20 protein-coding genes are annotated in these 17897 nt (G+C 55.3%); 14 read left to right on the forward strand and 6 right to left on the reverse strand.

The features are described from left to right. Window positions 1-213 precede the first annotated feature (213 nt). From QZN75_RS09290 to QZN75_RS09300, 3 genes are all read right to left on the reverse strand, one after another. Window positions 214-1419 carry an MFS transporter gene (locus tag QZN75_RS09290; protein ID WP_292427790.1) on the reverse strand — a complete coding sequence of 402 codons (1206 nt, stop codon included), beginning with the start codon at window positions 1417-1419 and terminating at the stop codon, window positions 214-216. Between the two features lie 123 nt (window positions 1420-1542). Further along, window positions 1543-1785: a type II toxin-antitoxin system HicA family toxin gene (locus QZN75_RS09295; protein WP_292427791.1), complete on the reverse strand. Its 243-nt coding sequence runs from the start codon at window positions 1783-1785 to the stop codon at window positions 1543-1545. Further along, on the reverse strand, window positions 1782-2006 hold the full coding sequence (locus QZN75_RS09300; protein ID WP_292427794.1) for a type II toxin-antitoxin system HicB family antitoxin: 225 nt from the start codon (window positions 2004-2006) through the stop codon (window positions 1782-1784). Before QZN75_RS09300 ends, QZN75_RS09295 begins: the two co-directional genes overlap by 4 nt. A 247-nt stretch (window positions 2007-2253) precedes the next feature. On the opposite strand from QZN75_RS09300, the gene QZN75_RS09305 reads away from it, so the two are divergent. The 5 genes from QZN75_RS09305 (at window position 2254) to QZN75_RS09325 (ending at window position 5163) form a co-directional block, all read left to right on the forward strand. Next, window positions 2254-2622 (forward strand): HIT family protein, encoded by a 369-nt coding sequence (locus QZN75_RS09305; protein WP_292427797.1) that lies wholly within the window; start codon window positions 2254-2256, stop codon window positions 2620-2622. 68 nt (window positions 2623-2690) lie between these two features. Then, complete coding sequence (locus tag QZN75_RS09310) at window positions 2691-3200, forward strand: shikimate kinase (protein WP_292427799.1); 510 nt, start codon at window positions 2691-2693, stop codon at window positions 3198-3200. Further along, entirely contained in the window at window positions 3178-3453 is a 276-nt protein-coding gene (locus QZN75_RS09315; protein WP_292427802.1) for a hypothetical protein, read from the forward strand. The genes QZN75_RS09310 and QZN75_RS09315 overlap by 23 nt, the downstream gene beginning before the upstream one ends. A 154-nt stretch (window positions 3454-3607) precedes the next feature. Further along, entirely contained in the window at window positions 3608-4027 is a 420-nt protein-coding gene (ribH, locus tag QZN75_RS09320) for a 6,7-dimethyl-8-ribityllumazine synthase (protein ID WP_292427804.1), read from the forward strand. Then, window positions 4024-5163 (forward strand): pyridoxal phosphate-dependent aminotransferase, encoded by a 1140-nt coding sequence (locus QZN75_RS09325; RefSeq protein WP_292427807.1) that lies wholly within the window; start codon window positions 4024-4026, stop codon window positions 5161-5163. The genes ribH and QZN75_RS09325 overlap by 4 nt, the downstream gene beginning before the upstream one ends. Window positions 5164-5195: 32 nt before the next feature. Here the strand turns inward: QZN75_RS09325 and QZN75_RS09330 are convergent, their stop codons facing one another. Continuing rightward, a complete protein-coding gene (locus tag QZN75_RS09330) occupies window positions 5196-6080 on the reverse strand; it encodes a class I SAM-dependent methyltransferase (protein ID WP_292427811.1) in 885 nt (294 codons plus the stop codon). 300 nt (window positions 6081-6380) lie between these two features. On the opposite strand from QZN75_RS09330, the gene QZN75_RS09335 reads away from it, so the two are divergent. Together QZN75_RS09335 and QZN75_RS09340 are read left to right on the forward strand one after the other, a co-directional pair. Beyond that, complete coding sequence (locus QZN75_RS09335) at window positions 6381-7739, forward strand: TrpB-like pyridoxal phosphate-dependent enzyme (protein WP_292427813.1); 1359 nt, start codon at window positions 6381-6383, stop codon at window positions 7737-7739. 12 nt (window positions 7740-7751) lie between these two features. Continuing rightward, window positions 7752-8849, forward strand: coding sequence for an ATP-NAD kinase family protein (locus tag QZN75_RS09340; protein WP_292427816.1), 1098 nt, complete (start codon window positions 7752-7754; stop codon window positions 8847-8849). 64 nt (window positions 8850-8913) lie between these two features. Here the strand turns inward: QZN75_RS09340 and QZN75_RS09345 are convergent, their stop codons facing one another. Beyond that, window positions 8914-9459, reverse strand: coding sequence for an acetate uptake transporter (locus QZN75_RS09345; RefSeq protein WP_394339502.1), 546 nt, complete (start codon window positions 9457-9459; stop codon window positions 8914-8916). Window positions 9460-9579: 120 nt separating this feature from the next. Beyond that, entirely contained in the window at window positions 9580-11478 is a 1899-nt protein-coding gene (gene acs / locus QZN75_RS09350; protein WP_292427822.1) for an acetate--CoA ligase, read from the reverse strand. Between the two features lie 220 nt (window positions 11479-11698). On the opposite strand from acs, the gene QZN75_RS09355 reads away from it, so the two are divergent. From QZN75_RS09355 to QZN75_RS09385, 7 genes are all read left to right on the forward strand, one after another. Further along, entirely contained in the window at window positions 11699-12610 is a 912-nt protein-coding gene (locus QZN75_RS09355; RefSeq protein WP_292427825.1) for an ADP-ribosylglycohydrolase family protein, read from the forward strand. 124 nt (window positions 12611-12734) lie between these two features. After that, entirely contained in the window at window positions 12735-13721 is a 987-nt protein-coding gene (argC, locus tag QZN75_RS09360) for an N-acetyl-gamma-glutamyl-phosphate reductase (protein ID WP_292427828.1), read from the forward strand. Window positions 13722-13733: 12 nt separating this feature from the next. Continuing rightward, complete coding sequence (locus QZN75_RS09365; protein ID WP_292427831.1) at window positions 13734-14210, forward strand: CBS domain-containing protein; 477 nt, start codon at window positions 13734-13736, stop codon at window positions 14208-14210. A gap of 44 nt (window positions 14211-14254) precedes the next feature. After that, a complete protein-coding gene (gene argJ, locus QZN75_RS09370) occupies window positions 14255-15412 on the forward strand; it encodes a bifunctional ornithine acetyltransferase/N-acetylglutamate synthase (protein WP_292427834.1) in 1158 nt (385 codons plus the stop codon). Next, a complete protein-coding gene (argB, locus tag QZN75_RS09375; RefSeq protein WP_292427898.1) occupies window positions 15412-16284 on the forward strand; it encodes an acetylglutamate kinase in 873 nt (290 codons plus the stop codon). Before argJ ends, argB begins: the two co-directional genes overlap by 1 nt. A gap of 69 nt (window positions 16285-16353) precedes the next feature. Next, complete coding sequence (locus QZN75_RS09380) at window positions 16354-16782, forward strand: thioredoxin family protein (RefSeq protein WP_292427837.1); 429 nt, start codon at window positions 16354-16356, stop codon at window positions 16780-16782. A gap of 23 nt (window positions 16783-16805) precedes the next feature. Continuing rightward, the gene (locus tag QZN75_RS09385; RefSeq protein WP_292427840.1) at window positions 16806-17852 is read left to right on the forward strand and encodes a cytochrome c biogenesis protein CcdA; all 1047 of its coding nucleotides are present in this window, start codon (window positions 16806-16808) and stop codon (window positions 17850-17852) included. Window positions 17853-17897 lie beyond the last annotated feature (45 nt).

The following is a 17897-nucleotide window of genomic DNA, read 5'->3' on the forward strand; positions in this document are numbered from 1 at the left end:
GTGTAGCCGGATTGTTTATCCGGGACTGCTGACGGATTTTTTTAAAAGGAACAAAAATGTTCCCTGCCCCGGGAACACCGCCGGTATCCCTCATGGGTCCCGGCCGTTGGAGTACTGAGCTGTATTGGTCGTATCGCATTTCTCAAGCCCCGATTTATGGATTATCGGTTGTGCCAGGCTTCTGACTGGTGGAACGTGGTATTGTTTCCGCAGTCACTGATGCAGGGCCGGGGCATGGTGCGGGCCCCGGGTGGTCCAGATGAGAAGGATCGTCCCCGCCGCGGCTATGACCGCAGCGACCATGAAACCCGCGCTATACCCGACAAACGCCCAGATAAACCCGATCATCACGCTGGAGACAAGATCCCCGACCCCGTTCGTGGTAGCCAGAGCCCCGAAACCGAGCGCCCGGGACTCCTCTTCCACCATCTCGCCGGCGAGCGCGCTTTCGAGCGTGTCCTCGGCCGCGATGAAGATACCGCACATCGCAAAGAGGACCCCGTACACAACCAGGTTGGCCGGGGCGATGACAAAGCCGATGAAGGTCGCAACTGCGATGGCATACCCGAGGATAAGCACGGGCCTCCTCCCGACACGGTCGCCGAGCAGCCCCAACGGGTACGACGCCCCGGCATACACGATGTTGCGGACGAGGTACAGGCCCGCGCCTGCCGCAGTGGCCACGGCAAACCCAAGCGAGGGGGTGAGGCTGACGATGGCAAATGCGATGAGCAGGGTGTGGGAGAAGTCCGCGATCCCAAAGACGAGCACAGCGGAGAGAAACACCCTGAACCGGGACGGCAGCCCTTTAAGAGAGGCTACGAGCGGCCGGGGCCGCGGGTGCGGGGCAGCGTCGCGCTCGCGCAGGAAGAGCCAGATCGCAACAAACGCAATGAACCCGGGGATGACCGCCCACAAAAGGATCTCCCGGATACCGATGGATGCAATGAGGATGAGGGCCACGGCCGGGCCGGCGACCGCACCGAGCGTGTCACTGGCCCGGTGAAACCCGAAGGCCTTGCCGAGATCCTTTTTCTCCACCGATTTCGAGAGGATCGCATCCCGGGAGGGGCTGCGGATTCCCTTGCCGGTCCAGCCGACAAGCCTCCCCGCAAGTACGACGTACCACGAGGTGGCAACGGCGATGATCGCGGGAAAGATGGCGGTCGCGACCGAGCCGCCCAGCGCAAATTCCCGCCTTTTTCCCAGCTTGTCAGCGAAATATCCCGAGAAGAGCTTGACAAAACTGGATGCCCCGTCGCTCAGGCCCTCGATGATGCCGAGGGCAAAGATCGGCGCACCAAGAATGATCAGGAACGAAGGGAGGAGGACCGTTACCGATTCGTACCCGAGATCCCCAAAAAAACTCGCGATCCCGGCACCAAGGACCGTCCGGTTCAGCCATGCCGGCCATTTCATACGTGTAAATCGGGTGGGGATACCTGATAAAAGATGGGAATTGTATCGTGATGGTTCCGGCACGTTAACAGGGCAGGGGGGATTGATTGGGAGGATTACGCCCACAAAAGGTGAAACGAAAAATTACCTGAGCAGGACCAGGACTTCAAGCAGTGCCTTAACGTCAATCCCTGCCTGTTTCAGGATCGCTTTCAGGGTCCCCCGGTCAATCTCCGGATGGTCAGGAACGACAATAGTCCGTGTATCATCCGCGCTTTTCAGAACGATATGGCTTCCCTTCTGGTGATCGATGTAAAAGCCGAGCCGGAGCAATGCATTGATCAGTTTCCTCGCCGGGAGAAGCGGGAGCTTTTTTGTCCCGGTCATACTTCAACAGCGATTTCCCGGATACTTACCCGGTTCTGATTGGGGACTTTTCTCTGGTGTTTGATGAGCGATTCAAGGTACGCCTCGATCGCTTCCTTTGCATTCGCTTCCGCTTCCGCGACCGTTTTTCCCTGCGTGATACAGCCGGGCAGGGCCGGGACGGTTACCACATACCAGCCATCCTCGCCGGGTTCAATGACAACATTGTATTTTTTCTGCATCGGCTTCTACCCCTTCACCTTTCATTGGGGGTTCGCAGGTATTAAAGGTTGATTTGGGAGGATACGCCCGGGAAACGGTGCGGGGTTTTGTACAGAGGGGGGAACGCTCAAACGGGGCTCCGCCCCCCGGGGTTATCCCCGATTGGATCCGAATCCTTATGCCCTATAAGAAAGGATAATCCGATGAGAATGAGCAGACCGGTTTTTTTTATTTCAAAAAAAACCAACCCGCTGCCGGGAGTAATCCATGAAATGCCCGTTCTGCAATCCACTGGCTGAAGATATTGTCGCAAAGAACAATCTCTGCTACGCACTCTGGGACCGGTCCCCGGTCAGCAGGGGGCACCTGCTCGTGATCCCGTTCCGGCATACACCGGATTTCTTCTCGCTCTCCGTTGAGGAGAAACATGCGTTGCTTGCCCTGATTGATACGGGGAAAGGCGTCATCGAGGAAAATTTCCAGCCGGCCGGCTATAACATCGGGACCAACGTGGGCGAAGCGGGCGGGCAGACCGTGATGCACTGCCATTGCCACGTGATCCCCCGGTATGCCGGGGATGTGCCGGATGCACGGGGCGGGATACGGGGAGTTGTGCCGTATAAACAAAAATACTAAAACTGTAGTGTGAGTACGCGGATGTATCAATCAACGGTTACTATGAATTCCGGGGACGGCAAAACCCCATGAAAAACATTATTCTTATCGGCATGCCAGGCGCAGGGAAGAGCACCGTGGGGGTTATCCTTGCAAAAGCGCTCGGCCGGACGTTTATCGATACGGATATCGTGATACAGGAAAATGCCGGCAGGCTCCTGCAGGAAATTATTGACAGGGAGGGGCCCGACGCTTTCCTGAAAATCGAGGAAAAAACGATACTGTCTCTTCATTGTCACAATTCAGTCATTGCCACGGGGGGCAGTGTTGTTTTCTCGCAGAAAGCGATGGAATCCTTAAAAAAGGAAGGCGTGGTCATTTACCTCGCGATCTCCTTTGAGGAGATGGAAGAGAGGCTCAGGAACATAACGACCCGGGGAATTGTGCTGTTTTCCGGCGAGAGCCTTTCCGATATGTATCACGAGCGGGTCCCGCTGTACGAGAAGTATGCCGATATCACGGTCGATTGTTCAAAGGGAGATTTTGAGAAGATTGTCGAAAAAGTGATCGGGGAACTTGACAGAACCGATCGAGAATGATAAAGAATACAACCTTGAATTTGCTATCAATCCCGCAGATGGATCAGATCAAAAAGTGATAATTTCAATCGCCGGGCTGGAAAAGAATGCACAGGGCAATACGATAAGAGTCATTGGTGTAATTCAGGGTTTAAGTCAGGTTGTCAGCAGCTACCGATTTTTGACACTTTTTAGTCAGGAAATCAAATGGATAAAAATCGCCCAAAAAACGGTTAGAAATCGTATCGGAACAAATAAATCAATGCTACTCTGAGGCATAGACACGGGATTGAATGTCGGGAAAAAGGCCATCTGCCGACAACCTGACAGGACCCGTACCCGGTTAAAAGAACCGATTAAAATGGGAATTGCATAATAAATGCGCAGCAGGCTGGGGATTAATGAGGGTAAAAACGAGATGATCTGCTATGTGCGATACAAAACCGATAAAACTGGGATTTGTGGTCGCGGAATTTAACCGTGACATCACCTACATGATGGAGATCGAGGCGCGGGAACACGCCGCATTCCTCGGCGCAGAAGTGACCGACTGCCTGTACGTGCCTGGCGCCTTTGACATGCCGCTTGCCATCAAGAAGATGCTTGCCGCAGGAAAGGTCGATGCTGTTGTTACTATCGGTTGCGTGATCGAAGGGGCAACCCAGCATGACGAGATTGTCGTGCAGCACGCGGCACGGAAGATCATCGACCTCTCGCTTGAGTTTGGGAAGCCCGTGACGCTCGGAATCTCCGGGCCCGGCATGAGCCGGCTTGAAGCGAACGAGCGGATCGATTACGCTAGGCGCGCCGTTGAATCAGCCGTAAAACTTGTCAAACGATTACAATGAGACCGCTCTCGGAGAAAGTTGCGGCGATCGCCCCCTCTGCGACTATTGAAATATCCAACCGGGCAAAGAAGATGCAGCGGGAGGGTATCGATGTCATCAGCCTCTCGATCGGCGAGCCTGACTTCGACACTCCAAAGCACATCAAGGATGCCTGTATCGATGCCCTGAACCGGGGGGAGACGCACTACGCGCCCAGCAACGGCATTCCCGAGCTGCTCTCGGCGGTAAGCGACAAGATTAAAAAAGAGAACAAGTTCCCCTGCAAACCCGAGCAGGTGATCGTCACCTGCGGTGCCAAGGATGCAATATACGAGGGGATGGAGGCGGCCTTAAATCCCGGGGACGAAGTCCTCCTCCTCACTCCGGCCTGGGTCTCGTACGAGCCCTGTGTCCAGATGGCGGGCGGGAAGATCGTCAGGCACGCGGTCAACCAGAAGACCTTCCAGCTCGACGACTCTCTCCTCGAACGGGTAACCCCTCGTACCAAGATGATCGTTGTCAATTCTCCATCGAACCCCTCCGGGGCGGTCTTCGATGCGAAGTCCATGAAACTTGTCGCCGATCTCTGCCAGGACTTCGATCTCTACGCGATGTCCGATGAGATCTACGAGAAGATGGTGTACGGGAAAGAGCATATTTCGCTTGCTGCCATCGGTGACATGGCGGAACGGACGATCACGATCAACGGTTTCTCGAAGGCCTACGCGATGACCGGCTGGCGACTCGGGTACGCGGTGGCACCCTTAATGATCATCAAAGAGATGTCCAAGGTGCAGCAGCACTCGGTCTCGCAGGCGACCACATTTGCGATGTGGGGTGCGGTTGCGGCACTCAACGGCGACCAGCGCTGTGTCGAAGAGATGCGTGCCGAGTTTGACCGGCGACGAAAATTTGTCATATCAGAACTTAACCGTATGGGATACAAGACCGCCCCTGCCAACGGTGCATTCTACGCATTCGTGAAAGTAGCCGGTGACGACATGGCAATCGCGACAAAATGGCTCGAAGAGGGACACGTGGCGGCAACCCCGGGCAGCGCTTTTTATGCACCCGGATGGATCCGGCTCTCGTACGCAACTTCAATGGATAACCTGAAGGAAGCGCTCCAGCGGATCAGGAAAACCGGCGGGAATTAAATCCTGCATTCCCGGATCATCTCTTTTCACCTTTAGAGGGAGGGTAAACTCTTTCCCTGTGTTTCCTTTTTCCACCAGATCTTTGCATAGGTCGAATCACCGGATATGATAACCTCCTTTCCTTCCTGCCGGATCAGAGGTGCAAGATAATCGTCCAGCACCCGCTCCTGTTCTCCTGTAGTCACGCTGAACCGGTGCCGGAAGAATGCCGTCACCTCTTCAAGGGACAAAAACCGGTACTCTTTTTGTAACGGCATCATCTTCACGTTCGCATAGATCTCGGCCTGGTACAGTACCTCAAAAAGACAATCCGCCTTTGGCCCGGGATAATACGTGCTCCCGTGCAGCGGTTTCCAGAGATCGACATACATCCGCTCCCAGAAGGGCATATCGACAAACCAGTACAGGCATACATATTTCCGCGAGACTGCATCCATCGTGAGGAGCGCCGCCCGGATGTCTTCCATCGTCAGGGAGAGTGAGGCGATGACGATGTCGTAGGGGCCTTTGAGATCCCGGTCAGGATCGATATCTTCCCAGCGTTTCTGCACACAGGAAATATTTGAGATTCCTCTCGCCCGGCATTGCTCCGTGAGGACTGATACCATTCCTGCGCCGGGTTCGATCGCCGTGATTTCCTGTACCAGCGGCGCGAGCGGGATCGCAAGGGTCCCCGGCCCGGCACCGATATCGAGCACCCGTGTATCTTTGGTGATATCGAGCCCGGCAATTGTCGTTTTTACCCGGTCGTCGTACTGGCTTTGGGAGTTTGCGGCATACCTCTTTGCATTCTCCGGATCGTTCCAGTTGTGGGATGAATCCTCGAAATGCTTTGAGGACTCCTGAAGGCGCTGCAGCGCTTTCCAGCGCTCGTTCCAGTCTACAGGAGTACAGGATGTTCCCGACACGGGATGCATATAGTGGTACTATCCCCCGTCACCGGTTAAGAGGTTTCCGTTCCGGAATGAAAGGGAGCAATAAAAAAGATCACTCATGCCGGAGCGCATCGATCAGGTTGTGGTTTGCCTTCTGCCATACCGGATTAATGCCACGGACCCTGGTGACCGACTCTCCTCACGTAACATAACACTCGAAAATCACCGGCATAAAATCTTGTTTTTGAATCAGCTACTCGCTCTCAAAAATGTATACTGGTGGGCATCAAATAACAAAACAGCACCACAATGTATATATTTATACAAAACCGAATAACCGGCATGCAGACCAAGATCCTCCTTGATGAGGAGCAGATACCCAAAAAATGGTATAATGTCCAGGCAGACCTGCCCTCTCCTCTCGATCCCCCGCTCCATCCCGTCACTCACAAGCCGATCGGCCCGGATGACTTAAAAGCGATCTTCCCAATGGAACTGATCCGCCAGGAAGTTACGACAGACCGCCATGTGGCCATCCCAGAGGAAGTGCGGGACGTGCTGCGGCTCTGGAGGCCAAGCCCCCTCTACCGTGCCCACCGGCTGGAGAAGTTCCTAAAGACCCCGGCGAAGATCTACTACAAGTGGGAGGGCGTCAGCCCGGCCGGGAGCCACAAGACCAACACCTCCGTTCCGCAGGCATACTACAATATGAAGGCCGGTATAGAGCGTATCGCGACTGAAACCGGGGCCGGGCAGTGGGGTTCCGCCCTTGCCTTTGCCACGATGCTCTACGATCTTGAGTGCACCATCTACATGGTTCGTTCGAGTTACACCCAGAAACCGTACCGGAAGTCGATGATGCGAGTCTGGGGGGCGGAGTGCATTCCCAGTCCGAGCACGAAGACGAATGCCGGGCGTGCCGTACTCGAAAAGGACCCCGAAACTCCGGGAAGCCTCGGCATTGCCATATCCGAAGCGGTCGAGGATGCGGCAAGCCATGCCAATACAAACTACGCGCTGGGGTCGGTGCTGAACCATGTCTGCCTCCACCAGACCGTGATCGGTCTCGAATGCCGGGAGCAGCTTGCGATGGTCGATGATTACCCGGACGTGGTGATCGGGTGCGTGGGCGGCGGCTCCAACTTTGCCGGCATCTCTTTCCCGTTCGCCGGCGAAAAACTCACGGGGAAGCACAAGGATACCGATCTCATCGCTGTCGAACCGGCGTCCTGCCCGAGCCTCACGAAGGGCCTGTATACTTACGATCTTGCCGATGAAGCGGGGTACACCCCCCTCCTGAAGATGTTCACCCTCGGCCACGATTTTGTCCCGCCTGCAATGCACGCTGGCGGGCTCCGCTACCATGGAGACTCCCCGATCGTTTCGCGCCTGGTCCATGACGGTGTGATGCGGGCGGTGGCCTACCACCAGAGCGAGGTCTTCGAAGCGGCCCAGACGTTTGCCCGCACCGAGGGGATCATTGTTGCCCCGGAGACGTCCCATGCCGTGAAGTCCGCTATCGATGAGGCGCTCGCGTGCAAAAAGAGCGGGGAGAAAAAGACGATCCTCTTCAACTGCTCCGGCCACGGCAACTTCGATATGACGGCCTACGATGCGTTCTACAGCGGCCAGCTGGTGGACTACGAGTACCCGGACGAACTGATCAAGCAGGCAATCGGGCGAATCCCAAAAATTTCCTGAAACCTTTTTTCTATGCCCCGCATCGGTTTTCTCATTAATCCTGTTGCCGGTATGGGGGGGTCCGTGGGCCTTAAGGGAACTGACGGGAACGCAGACGAGGCGCGCCGGCGTGGGGCCATGCCGCATTCACAGGAACGGGCAGAGATTACTCTGAACGGGCTAAAAAACCTGCCTGACCTTTTTTTTATCACATGCTCCGGGGAGATGGGGGAGGATGCCCTGCGTATGTGTGGGATAACCTGTTACCGGGTCGCGTACCGGTGCCGGGGGACCAGTACCGCCGAAGATACCAAAAAAGCCGTTTCTGCATTCCTGCAGGAAAAAGTCGACCTGATCCTGTTCTGCGGCGGCGACGGCACGGCACGGGATGTCTTTGTGGTTGCAGGCCGGGCAGTCCCGATCCTCGGGATCCCTGCTGGCGTGAAGATGTATTCTGCCGTTTTTGCGATTGACACGGCGGCTGCGGCAGCTCTCGTCTCCGGATCATATAACCTCCAGGATGCGGAGGTGATGGACGTTGATGAAGAAGCATACCGGAACGGGATACTGGAGACGCACCTGTACGGTGTGGCACGTATACCGGCCCGCGCTCATATGACACAGGTCGCGAAACAGGTGTTCGAGGAACCCGACGAGGAGCGGGCAAAGGAGGAGATCGCACGGTTCATGCAGGAAGTGATGATCCCGGATTCGCTCTATATTCTTGGTGCGGGGACGACAACGGAGGCGATCGCCCGGCGACTGGGAATACAGAAGACGCTGCTTGGGGTGGATGTAATCCACAACGGGAGTCTGGTTGCATCAGACGCAGATGAAAAAACTCTTCTCGATCTGGCCGGCAGTTGTCCTGAAACGCGGATTGTTATCAGCCCCATCGGAGCCCAGGGGTTCATCCTCGGCCGGGGAAACCAGCAGATCAGCGCTGCGGTGGTCAGAAAAGCGGGACTGCAGAACCTGATCGTTGTCGCAACGCCTCACAAACTGCGGGAGACACCCTTTTTGTATGTAGATTCCGGAGATCAGGACCTCAATCGGGAATTTGGGGAATCTGTCCTGGTGATCTCCGGCTACCGGATCGCCCAGCGGAAAAAGATTTACCGGTCATCGTAACGTGTATCATTCAGCCCGTGCGCATCCGGTCTGCGGGGCATTAAAAAGGAGAAAGTGACAGAATTTACCCAAGGGGAGCTACGGTCTTTTTGTACATCTCGTTTAAGACCTGTGCAAGACCTGCGTAGATCGCAAGGAACCCGCAGATGATCCCCTCGTATCCCGCGATAATGGTGATGGTCCCGTTTCCGGTTGCCTCTCCTATGGCGAGCAGGAAGAACAGGATCGTAAGCGTCGCGAACACCAGCTGGAGTGCCCGGTTCGTTTTTAAGGTCCCGATAAACATTACCGCGGTGAAAATCCCCCACATCGCGAGGTATGCAGCCATCGCGGTCTTGTCCGGTGCGTCTGCAAGGCCCATTTTCGGGAGTACCAGCAGGGCGACAAGCGTCAGCCAGAACAATCCGTAGGAGGTGAACGCGGTCGCCCCGAACGTGTTGTTTTTCTTCCACTCTTCGATACCTGCGATGATCTGCGCGAGACCCCCGTAGAATATCCCCATGGCGAGGATCATGGAGCCGAGTGCAAAGAACCCGGCGTTGTGCAGGTTCAGGAGCACGGTGGTCATCCCGAACCCGACGAGCCCGAGAGGTGCCGGGTTTGCTGTCATGTCCAGATTTTTAACCATGGTTGCAGATTGAGTCGCTTCATTTTGCATAGTATACTCTCTGTGATATTTTCCCTTCAGTTTTAGTCATTCAATCGTCGTTACCGGTTTTTCTTGTGCCATTCATTCGTCAAGGGTGGAGATATCCCCGGGGTCCATCCCGAGTTCTTTAGCCTTGAGGACCCGGCGCATGATCTTGCCGCTGCGGGTTTTGGGCAGCTTGTCAACATACTCGATCTCGTGCGGGACCGCGATGGGCCCGATCGTTATGCGCACGTGGTACATGAGATCCTGGGTCAGTTTTTCGCTTGCCTTGTTGCCGAGCCGGAGGATGACGAAGGCCTTGATTGCATTCCCCTTGATGGCGTCGGGTTTACCGATCACCGCGGCTTCTGCCACTGCATGATGGGAGACGAGCGCACTCTCCACTTCCGCGGTCCCGATATTGTGGCCGGAGACAATGATGATGTCGTCCGCCCGGCCGATTACCATGATGTAGCCATCCTTTCCCTTGACCGCGAGGTCACCTGCGGTATAGCAGCCCTTGATAGTCTCCCAATATGTCCGGTACCGTTCGTCATTCTTGTATACCATGCGCAGCATGGACGGCCACGGCTTTTTGATCACGAGGAACCCACCGGAGCCCGGTGGTACCGGCTTCCCATCCTTGTTCACAACATCCACCTCGACACCGGGGATCGCCTTGCCCGCAAAACCGGGACGCATCGGTTCTCCGACCATCGTTGTGATTATCTGCATGCCGGTCTCTGTCTGCCACCAGGTATCCACGATCGGGCACCTGCTCTTTCCGATCACCCGGTAATACCATTCGAACGCCTCGGGGTTGAGTGGCTCACCGACAGACCCGATGATGCGCAGGGAACCGATGTTGTAGCGGTCCGGCCATTCCTCCCCGAGTTTCATAAATGTCCGGATTGCCGTCGGTGCTGTGTAGAACACCGATATCTGCTGCTCCTCGATCAGTTTCCACCAGCTGCCGGGATCCGGGTAATCCGGGGTAATTTCGGTGATGAACACCGTGGCCCCGACGGCGAGCGGGCCATATACGATATAGGAATGACCGGTGATCCAGCCGGGGTCTGCCGTGCACCAGTAGATGTCCCGCTCCTTCAAGTCGAAGACGGTCTTCGTGGTATAGTATGTACCGACCATGTAGCCGCCGCACGTATGGACGACCCCTTTGGGTGTGCCGGTTGAACCGCTTGTATAGAGAATGAACAGCGGATCCTCTGCGTCCATCACTTCGGCAGGACAATCTGCCGGTACACCTTCCATGAGCCCGTAGAAATCATGCTCCCGTCCCGGGCGGAGCTCGACCGGGGGCTCTTTGCGCCTCCGGTACATCACGATGTGTTCCACCGAGGGTGCATTGTCGATGGCCTCCTTCACTATTGTGATCAGGGGAATTGCCTTGCCGCGCCGGATCGAGATATCTGCGGTGATAATAACTTTTGCCTCTGCATCATTGATCCGCATGTTCAGCGCGGTGGTCCCGAAACCGGCAAAGACGACACTGTGGACGGCTCCTATGCGGGCGCAGGCAAGCATCGCGATCAGCTGCTCCGGCACCATGGGCATGTAGATACAGACACAATCACCTTTTTTCACACCGAGTGATTTGAGGCCGTTTGCAAATCTCATAACCTCACCCAGCAGGCGCTGGTAAGAGTATACACGCTCCTTCCCGTCCTCTCCCCGCCAGATCAGGGCCACCTTGTTCCGGCGGTCGCCGGCCACGTGGCGATCGAGGCAGTTGGCGGTGATGTTCAGTTGTGCGTTGAGGAACCATCTGGCATAGGGATACTTCCACTCGCGGATCTGATCCCAGGGCCGGATCCATTCGAGCTCCCGGGCGATCTTACTCCAGAAAGCATCGGGATCGGACAGGAATTTCTCATAGGTTTTCTGGTAGTCTCCTATCCATGAGGTACGCTTGTACTCCGCATCCGGCGTATAGTACTTCGCGTTCTCCACGAGTTTAACATCAAAGTCGTCAGTCATCTCTCCCCACTGATTTTACATAATTGATCATGTTAAATTGTTATATATATTTTAGCAACGCGGGTATACCCCGGCAACGAATTTATGTGTACCTATAAAGCCTCCATTTTTGTCACTTCGTGTTGCAGAAGCACATTAAAACCCATGATTTGCGAGAGCATTCTGCCAAAAAAGAAAATACAAGAATCATTATCTATCGGTGTCTTTCAATAGTGTATCAATGCTGGAACGAATGAAGGGATGCATGCTCGGTGCGGCGGTGGGCGATGCCCTTGGCATGCCAAACGAGAGCACGATGCCCGGCCTTACCAAGATGAGGTACGGGTACCGCAGGGCATATAAGGGGCATCCCAATGATAGTCTTGCCGCCGGCCAGTACACGGACGATACCCAGATCATGATCCTCGTGGCAACGCTGCTGGCCGATGGCCGGTACACGGATGAGCGGTACGCCCTTGCCTTAAAAGAGTTCTATGCCCGCGAGGCACTCCGGTTCCCGGACGGTTCGGTATCCGCCGCCTGCGATCATATGCTCACAGAAAAGACGCACTCCTGCGGTGTGAAGTCCACGACCGCCGGTTGTCTCCCCCCCGCTCTCCCGTTTGCCCTTGCCTTTCCGGATATCCATGAGGGTACCGAGCGGGCAGTCCGGGCCTGCTCGGTGACCCACACTCACCCGGCTGCCCACGCCGCGGTTTCTACATTTATCACTCTGCTGTATCATGCGATTCATGAGAGCCCCGACCCGGTAACAAAAGCCCTGCAGCAGGCACAGAATGAGGATGAAGTGCTGGGTGGCAAGATCCATAATGCCATCGAACTCGAAAAAGATGGCCTGGAGACGGAAACTGCCCTCCTCAAGATCGGAAATGACGTTTCAGTGTACCAGACGCTTCCCATTGCATTTTTCCTGATCAACAGGTACCAGCTCCCTGCCGATCTCCTGACCGTTGCCGCTTATGTTGGCGGGAACACCGATACTATCGGTTTTCTCTGCGGTGCGTACCTTGGGGCAAGTAAGGGCCGAGATGCCATCCCGGCCGACCTGCTGGAGGGTCTTGAAGACCGGCAGCGGATCGAGATCCTCGCCCAGCGGATCTTCGATATTTACACCCGCAAACTCGAAACTTGATATTTCCAAGTCCCCCGGAAAACCGGATCAAATCTCGTTTTTTTGCGATATTTTTGAGAATAACCGGAATCCCCGCATGCAGTTCCGCAAAAGGTTAAGTTTTCAGGAATAAAAAGATCCATATATGAAAATTGCAATTGTCGGGGCATCCGGGTATGCCGGTGGCGAGCTGGTCCGCCTCCTGTACCACCATTCTTCCGCAGAGGTTGTCTGCGCCACATCGCGCAAACTGGCAGGGACTCCTCTCGACCAGATCCATCCCCATCTCAAAGGATTCACGAATCTCAAATTCGAGAACCTGGCTCCGGATGTTATTGATGCAGACATTGCCTTCCTCGCGGTTCCGCACACGGCGGCCATGTCCATCGCGGGAAAACTGCTTTCGCGGGGCATCAAGGTTGTCGACCTGAGTGCCGATTATCGTCTTCCAAAGGACGTATTTGAAAAGGTGTACGGCGTCCCGCACACGGATTACTTCCCTGCCCCCTACGGTATCCCCGAGCTGCACCGGAAGGAATGCGTCAACGCAAAATTTGTTGCAAATCCCGGGTGTTTCCCCACCGGGGCGACGCTTGCCGCAGCCCCTCTCGCAAAATATGCCCACACCGTGATCTTCGACTCAAAGACCGGCGTGAGCGGAGCCGGCGACAATCCCTCGGCGACAACCCATTATCCCAATGTCGGGGACAACGTCAGCCCCTACAAATGGACCAGCCACCGTCATCTTGCCGAGATGAAACAGGAACTCTCAAAACTCGGGTCAAAGGCGAAATGCTACTTCACACCCCACCTCGTCCCGGTGAACCGGGGAATTCTCACCACCGCCCACATCCTCTTATACGAGCCCATGGAAACAAAAGAGGTCGAGAAACTGTACAAGGACTTCTACAAGGACGAGTTTTTCGTCCGGTACCAGAAGCCGATGCTCTCGGCAGTCCGCGGCAGCAACTTCTGCGACCTCATGGTCGAGAGCGAAGGCCTGCGGGTGGTCGTGGCTTCAGCGATCGACAACCTCGTCAAGGGTGCAAGCGGGCAGGCAATCCAGAATATGAATATCATGTGCGGGTTTAAGGAAACCGACGGTCTTGTCGCAGCCGGGATGCTTCCGTAACTGAGGTGCCCCATGCTTGTTTCTGAAGCCATGACAAAAAATCCCCTGACCTGCACGGTAGATACCCCGCTCCGCGAAGCTGTCGCGATCCTGCGCCAGCACCATATCGGGGGGCTGCCGGTGATGGACGGGGAGACCCTTGCCGGGATCATCACGGAATCCGATGTCATCGCACAGCTGGAGACCAGGAAGATGTCTGACGATCTCTGGCTCCCGTCGCCCCTCGAGATCATCGAGGTGCCAATACGGGAATTCGTCAACTGGGAAAAGACCAAGGATGCCCTGCGCAATATCGGGGATTTACCGGTAAAAAAAGTGATGACCCACCGGGTGGTCACTGCGACCGGCGATATGGATATCGAGGCTGCTGCCGCACTCATGCTCAAGGGAGGCATCGCGCGGCTGCCGGTGCTTGACGGGAAAAGACTGGTCGGAATACTCACCCGCGCCGATATCGTCCAGGCAGTCGGCGCATCCTATTCAAACTGATACATCAAAAGCAAAAGTAACCACTACCATCGGAGAGAATGAACATGATTTATAAGAGTATCTGTGCGATAAAAGGTGTCACCGCATACGGGGTAAAGGAAGGAAAATTCGGTCTGGCCCTGATCCGTGCAAGCGGTACGGCAGCCGGCGTGTTTACCGAAAACCTCGTGAAAGCGGCGCCCATCGAACTGATGCGCAGGCAGATTAAAGCAGGAAAACTGGAGGCTGTCATCGCCAACAGCGGCTGCGCGAATGCTTACACCGGCAAGAGGGGGTACGAGGACGCCGTCACCATGACGGAGTATGCGGGGTCCGCACTGGGTGTGGATGACACGTCGGTCGGCGTGGCAAGCACCGGTGTCATCGGCCGGTACCTTGACCTTCCCCTTATCCGGCACCAGTGTGCAGATGTTGCACTCAAACTCACATCAAGTCCGGATGCCGAGGATCGCACGGTCCATGCCATTATGACAACCGATACATGCCCCAAGCATGCACTCGTAAAACATGAAAGTTTCACGATCGGGGCGATTGCCAAGGGAAGCGGCATGATAGCCCCCAACATGGGCACCATGCTCTCGTTCATCTATACCGACGCACAGATCGAGGCAAAACAGCTCAAAGGGGCGCTCAAACGTGCCGCACAGCGGACGTTCAACCGGGTCGTTGTCGATGGCGATACGAGCACGAATGATATCGCGCTCTGCACCGCAACCGGCGAGGCCGGTAAGGTGAACGAAAAGGAGTTTGCAGTGGCACTCGAAGCGTGCTGCCGTTCCCTTGCACAGCAGATCGCGGCCGATGGTGAAGGCGCGAGTAAACTCCTCGAAGTCACGGTTCGCGGCGCCCCAAAAGAGGCGGCAGCCGCAAAGGTCGCCCGGGTTGTTATCGAATCGCCGCTCGTGAAGACAGCCGTGTACGGGGAAGACCCCAACTGGGGACGTATTGTTGCGGCAGCGGGTCGTGCCGGCGTGAAATTCGACCCGAACGCGGTCTCGCTGTGGATCAGCGACGGGAACAACCAGTACCCGCTGGTAAAATCCGGCGAGATCATCGCCGATCTGACCAGGGCCAAGGCCGCGATGCATGGGAACAAGGTCATCTTCGTGCTCGACCTTGGGGCCGGAAAAGAAGAAGCCACCGCGTGGGGCTGTGACCTCACCGAGAAATACGTCGAGATTAACGGGAGGTACACGACATGATGAAGCGCGAGGATGTCCTCATGGAGGCCCTCCCTTATATCCAGCAGTTCCATGGCAAGACGATTGTGATCAAACTCGGCGGCCACGCGATGGTCGACCCGGTCGTCCTTGAAAACGCCATAAAGGATGCGGTACTCCTCCATTACGTCGGGATCCGGGTCGTAATCGTTCACGGCGGAGGGCCGGAGATCACCGAGAAGATGAAGGCCCTTGGAAAAGAGTCGGTCTTTGTCGGGGGACTCCGGGTTACCGATCAGGAAACCCTTGAGATCGCCCAGATGGTGCTCGTCGGAAAGATTAACAAGGGCATCATCTCCCTGATTGCCAAGTGCGGTGCAAAGGGTGTCGGGTTGTCGGGAAGCGACGGCAACATCATCATCGCAAAGAAGATGGACCTCCAGAAGGTCAACGTTAAGGGTGTCGAACAGGAAGTGGACCTCGGTCATGTCGGGGAGATCGAATGGATCGATCCCGCACTCCTCACAATCCTCCTTGAACGGGACTACATCCCGGTGATTTCACCCATTGCCATCGACCGGTCCGGGGGCAGCCTCAATATCAACGCGGATACCGCCGCCGGGGATATTGCGGTGGCGCTCAAGGCATACAAACTGATCAACATGACCGATGTCGATGGCGTCATGGACATGAAAAGGACGAAGGTCTTCCGCAAGCTCTCTGTCAATGAAGCCCGTGCCCTTCTCTCATCTGGAGCAATCGGCGAAGGCATGATCCCGAAAGTGACCTCAGTCATAAAAGCGGTGGAAAATGGCGTCTGTTATTCCCACATCATCAACGGCAACATCGAGCACAATCTCATCCTTGAACTCTTCACCCATGATGGCGTGGGGACGATGATCTCCCACCAGTAGTTTTTTTTGCACAACGGGTTAACATTCAATTTGGATTTTTCACGATCATATGCGGACCGGTGTCACCTGATGGATAAGATCATAAAAATCATTATCGGACTGTTTGTAATCGTTGCTATTGCAAGTCTTGCAGTGGTTCTGGTCCAAGGAACCACAGAAAAAGCAGCCACACCATCTGGTGCTACCGTAGTTAATGAAAGCACTGTCTATTTCTTCTATGGGGAAGAATGTCCGCACTGTAAAAACGTCGAGCCGTTTATCGATAATCTCACAAAAAAATATCCTGATGTCGATATCCGCAGGCTTGAAGTCTGGCATAACCAGACGAATCAGCAGATCTACTCAACCGTAAATGCCGGCGCCGGGATCTCATCCCCGTCAGGAGTCCCTGAAGTCGTTATCGGAAAGATCGTGCTTGTCGGCGAAGTCGAAATCCCCGCGAAACTGGAAGCATACGTGCAGGCTATTGAAAAAAAAAAGCAATCAGTGAATCCCTGAGTGGGACAACTTCCTCCTCTTTTTTGAACCGGACGGTTACCGGTTATTATTTCTACGGTGACGGATGCAGTCACTGCGAGAGCATAAAACCCTTCGTTACTGATATCGAGTCACGCTATTCCTACCTCCAGCTTGAGCAGCTCGAGGTCTATCACAACAGTACAAACCGTGACCGGTTCTTCCAGATAGCCCGGCAGCTGGGCATTGTCTCGCCAGGTGTGCCCACCATCATCATCGGTAACCACGCGCTCGTAGGAGAAGATGAGATCCGGAATCAGCTGGAGAGTACGATCCGCGGGCAGGAACTGCTGGCAGAAAATGCTACGGCAACCGAAGCACAGACGGGCGGGAACGGCACCGTCACGGCGTCCGCGAATTGCCCCGGTACCTTCACGACCCTGACGATTCCTCTGGTTATCTTCTGTGCTGCAATCGACAGCATCAACCCCTGTGCATTCTCGGTATTGATCATCCTCCTGCTCTCGATCATCGCGCTCCAGAGCCGCCGGCAGGTGCTGATGGTCGGCATCACCTATATCGCAGCGGTGTTCTGTTTGTACTTCCTATCGGGGATTGGCATCCTCTCCTTTGTGCATGTATCGGGGATTTCAAGCCTGATCGCAACGGTGGCCGCTGTTATTGCAATCATCCTCGGGCTGGTCAATATTGTCGATGCTGCATGGAAAAAGGAGGGATTCATCCTTGCTATCCCCGAGTCGAAAAAGCCGGTGATAGAGAGATATATAAAAACAGCAACTCTTCCCGCCGCGTTTGTTCTCGGTGTCCTTGTGGGGATCTTTGAACTGCCCTGCACCGGGGGGATCTACCTTGCGATCCTCAGTCTGATGAGCAACACCCTGACGCTCTATCAGGGAATCCCTTACCTGCTCCTCTATAACTTCATCTTCATCCTGCCGCTGATCCTGATCCTGCTTGTGGTCGTTTTCGGCATTCCCCCGGAGCGGGTCAACTCATGGAGACTGGAGAACCGCCGAATGCTCCGGTTCGCGATAGGTCTTGCGATGATTTTCGTGGGAATAATCATCCTTTTCGGCCTCCGGTTCCTGTAAATTACCGAAACCTAGTTCCTTTTTTAAATGCACCGGCTAAAAAAA

The organism is Methanoregula sp., assembly GCF_003170075.1.
Lineage (GTDB): Archaea > Halobacteriota > Methanomicrobia > Methanomicrobiales > Methanospirillaceae > Methanoregula.

Coding starts and splice junctions, on each gene's coding strand:
- QZN75_RS09290 (WP_292427790.1), bottom strand. CDS start 1,419: ATGAAATGGCCGGCATGGCTGAACCGGACGGTCCTTGGTGCCGGGATC.
- QZN75_RS09295 (WP_292427791.1), bottom strand. CDS start 1,785: ATGACCGGGACAAAAAAGCTCCCGCTTCTCCCGGCGAGGAAACTGATC.
- QZN75_RS09300 (WP_292427794.1), bottom strand. CDS start 2,006: ATGCAGAAAAAATACAATGTTGTCATTGAACCCGGCGAGGATGGCTGG.
- QZN75_RS09305 (WP_292427797.1), top strand. CDS start 2,254: ATGAAATGCCCGTTCTGCAATCCACTGGCTGAAGATATTGTCGCAAAG.
- QZN75_RS09310 (WP_292427799.1), top strand. CDS start 2,691: ATGAAAAACATTATTCTTATCGGCATGCCAGGCGCAGGGAAGAGCACC.
- ribH (WP_292427804.1), top strand. CDS start 3,608: ATGTGCGATACAAAACCGATAAAACTGGGATTTGTGGTCGCGGAATTT.
- QZN75_RS09325 (WP_292427807.1), top strand. CDS start 4,024: ATGAGACCGCTCTCGGAGAAAGTTGCGGCGATCGCCCCCTCTGCGACT.
- QZN75_RS09330 (WP_292427811.1), bottom strand. CDS start 6,080: ATGCATCCCGTGTCGGGAACATCCTGTACTCCTGTAGACTGGAACGAG.
- QZN75_RS09335 (WP_292427813.1), top strand. CDS start 6,381: ATGCAGACCAAGATCCTCCTTGATGAGGAGCAGATACCCAAAAAATGG.
- QZN75_RS09340 (WP_292427816.1), top strand. CDS start 7,752: ATGCCCCGCATCGGTTTTCTCATTAATCCTGTTGCCGGTATGGGGGGG.
- QZN75_RS09345 (WP_394339502.1), bottom strand. CDS start 9,459: ATGACAGCAAACCCGGCACCTCTCGGGCTCGTCGGGTTCGGGATGACC.
- acs (WP_292427822.1), bottom strand. CDS start 11,478: ATGACTGACGACTTTGATGTTAAACTCGTGGAGAACGCGAAGTACTAT.
- QZN75_RS09355 (WP_292427825.1), top strand. CDS start 11,699: ATGCTGGAACGAATGAAGGGATGCATGCTCGGTGCGGCGGTGGGCGAT.
- argC (WP_292427828.1), top strand. CDS start 12,735: ATGAAAATTGCAATTGTCGGGGCATCCGGGTATGCCGGTGGCGAGCTG.
- QZN75_RS09365 (WP_292427831.1), top strand. CDS start 13,734: ATGCTTGTTTCTGAAGCCATGACAAAAAATCCCCTGACCTGCACGGTA.
- argJ (WP_292427834.1), top strand. CDS start 14,255: ATGATTTATAAGAGTATCTGTGCGATAAAAGGTGTCACCGCATACGGG.
- argB (WP_292427898.1), top strand. CDS start 15,412: ATGAAGCGCGAGGATGTCCTCATGGAGGCCCTCCCTTATATCCAGCAG.
- QZN75_RS09380 (WP_292427837.1), top strand. CDS start 16,354: ATGGATAAGATCATAAAAATCATTATCGGACTGTTTGTAATCGTTGCT.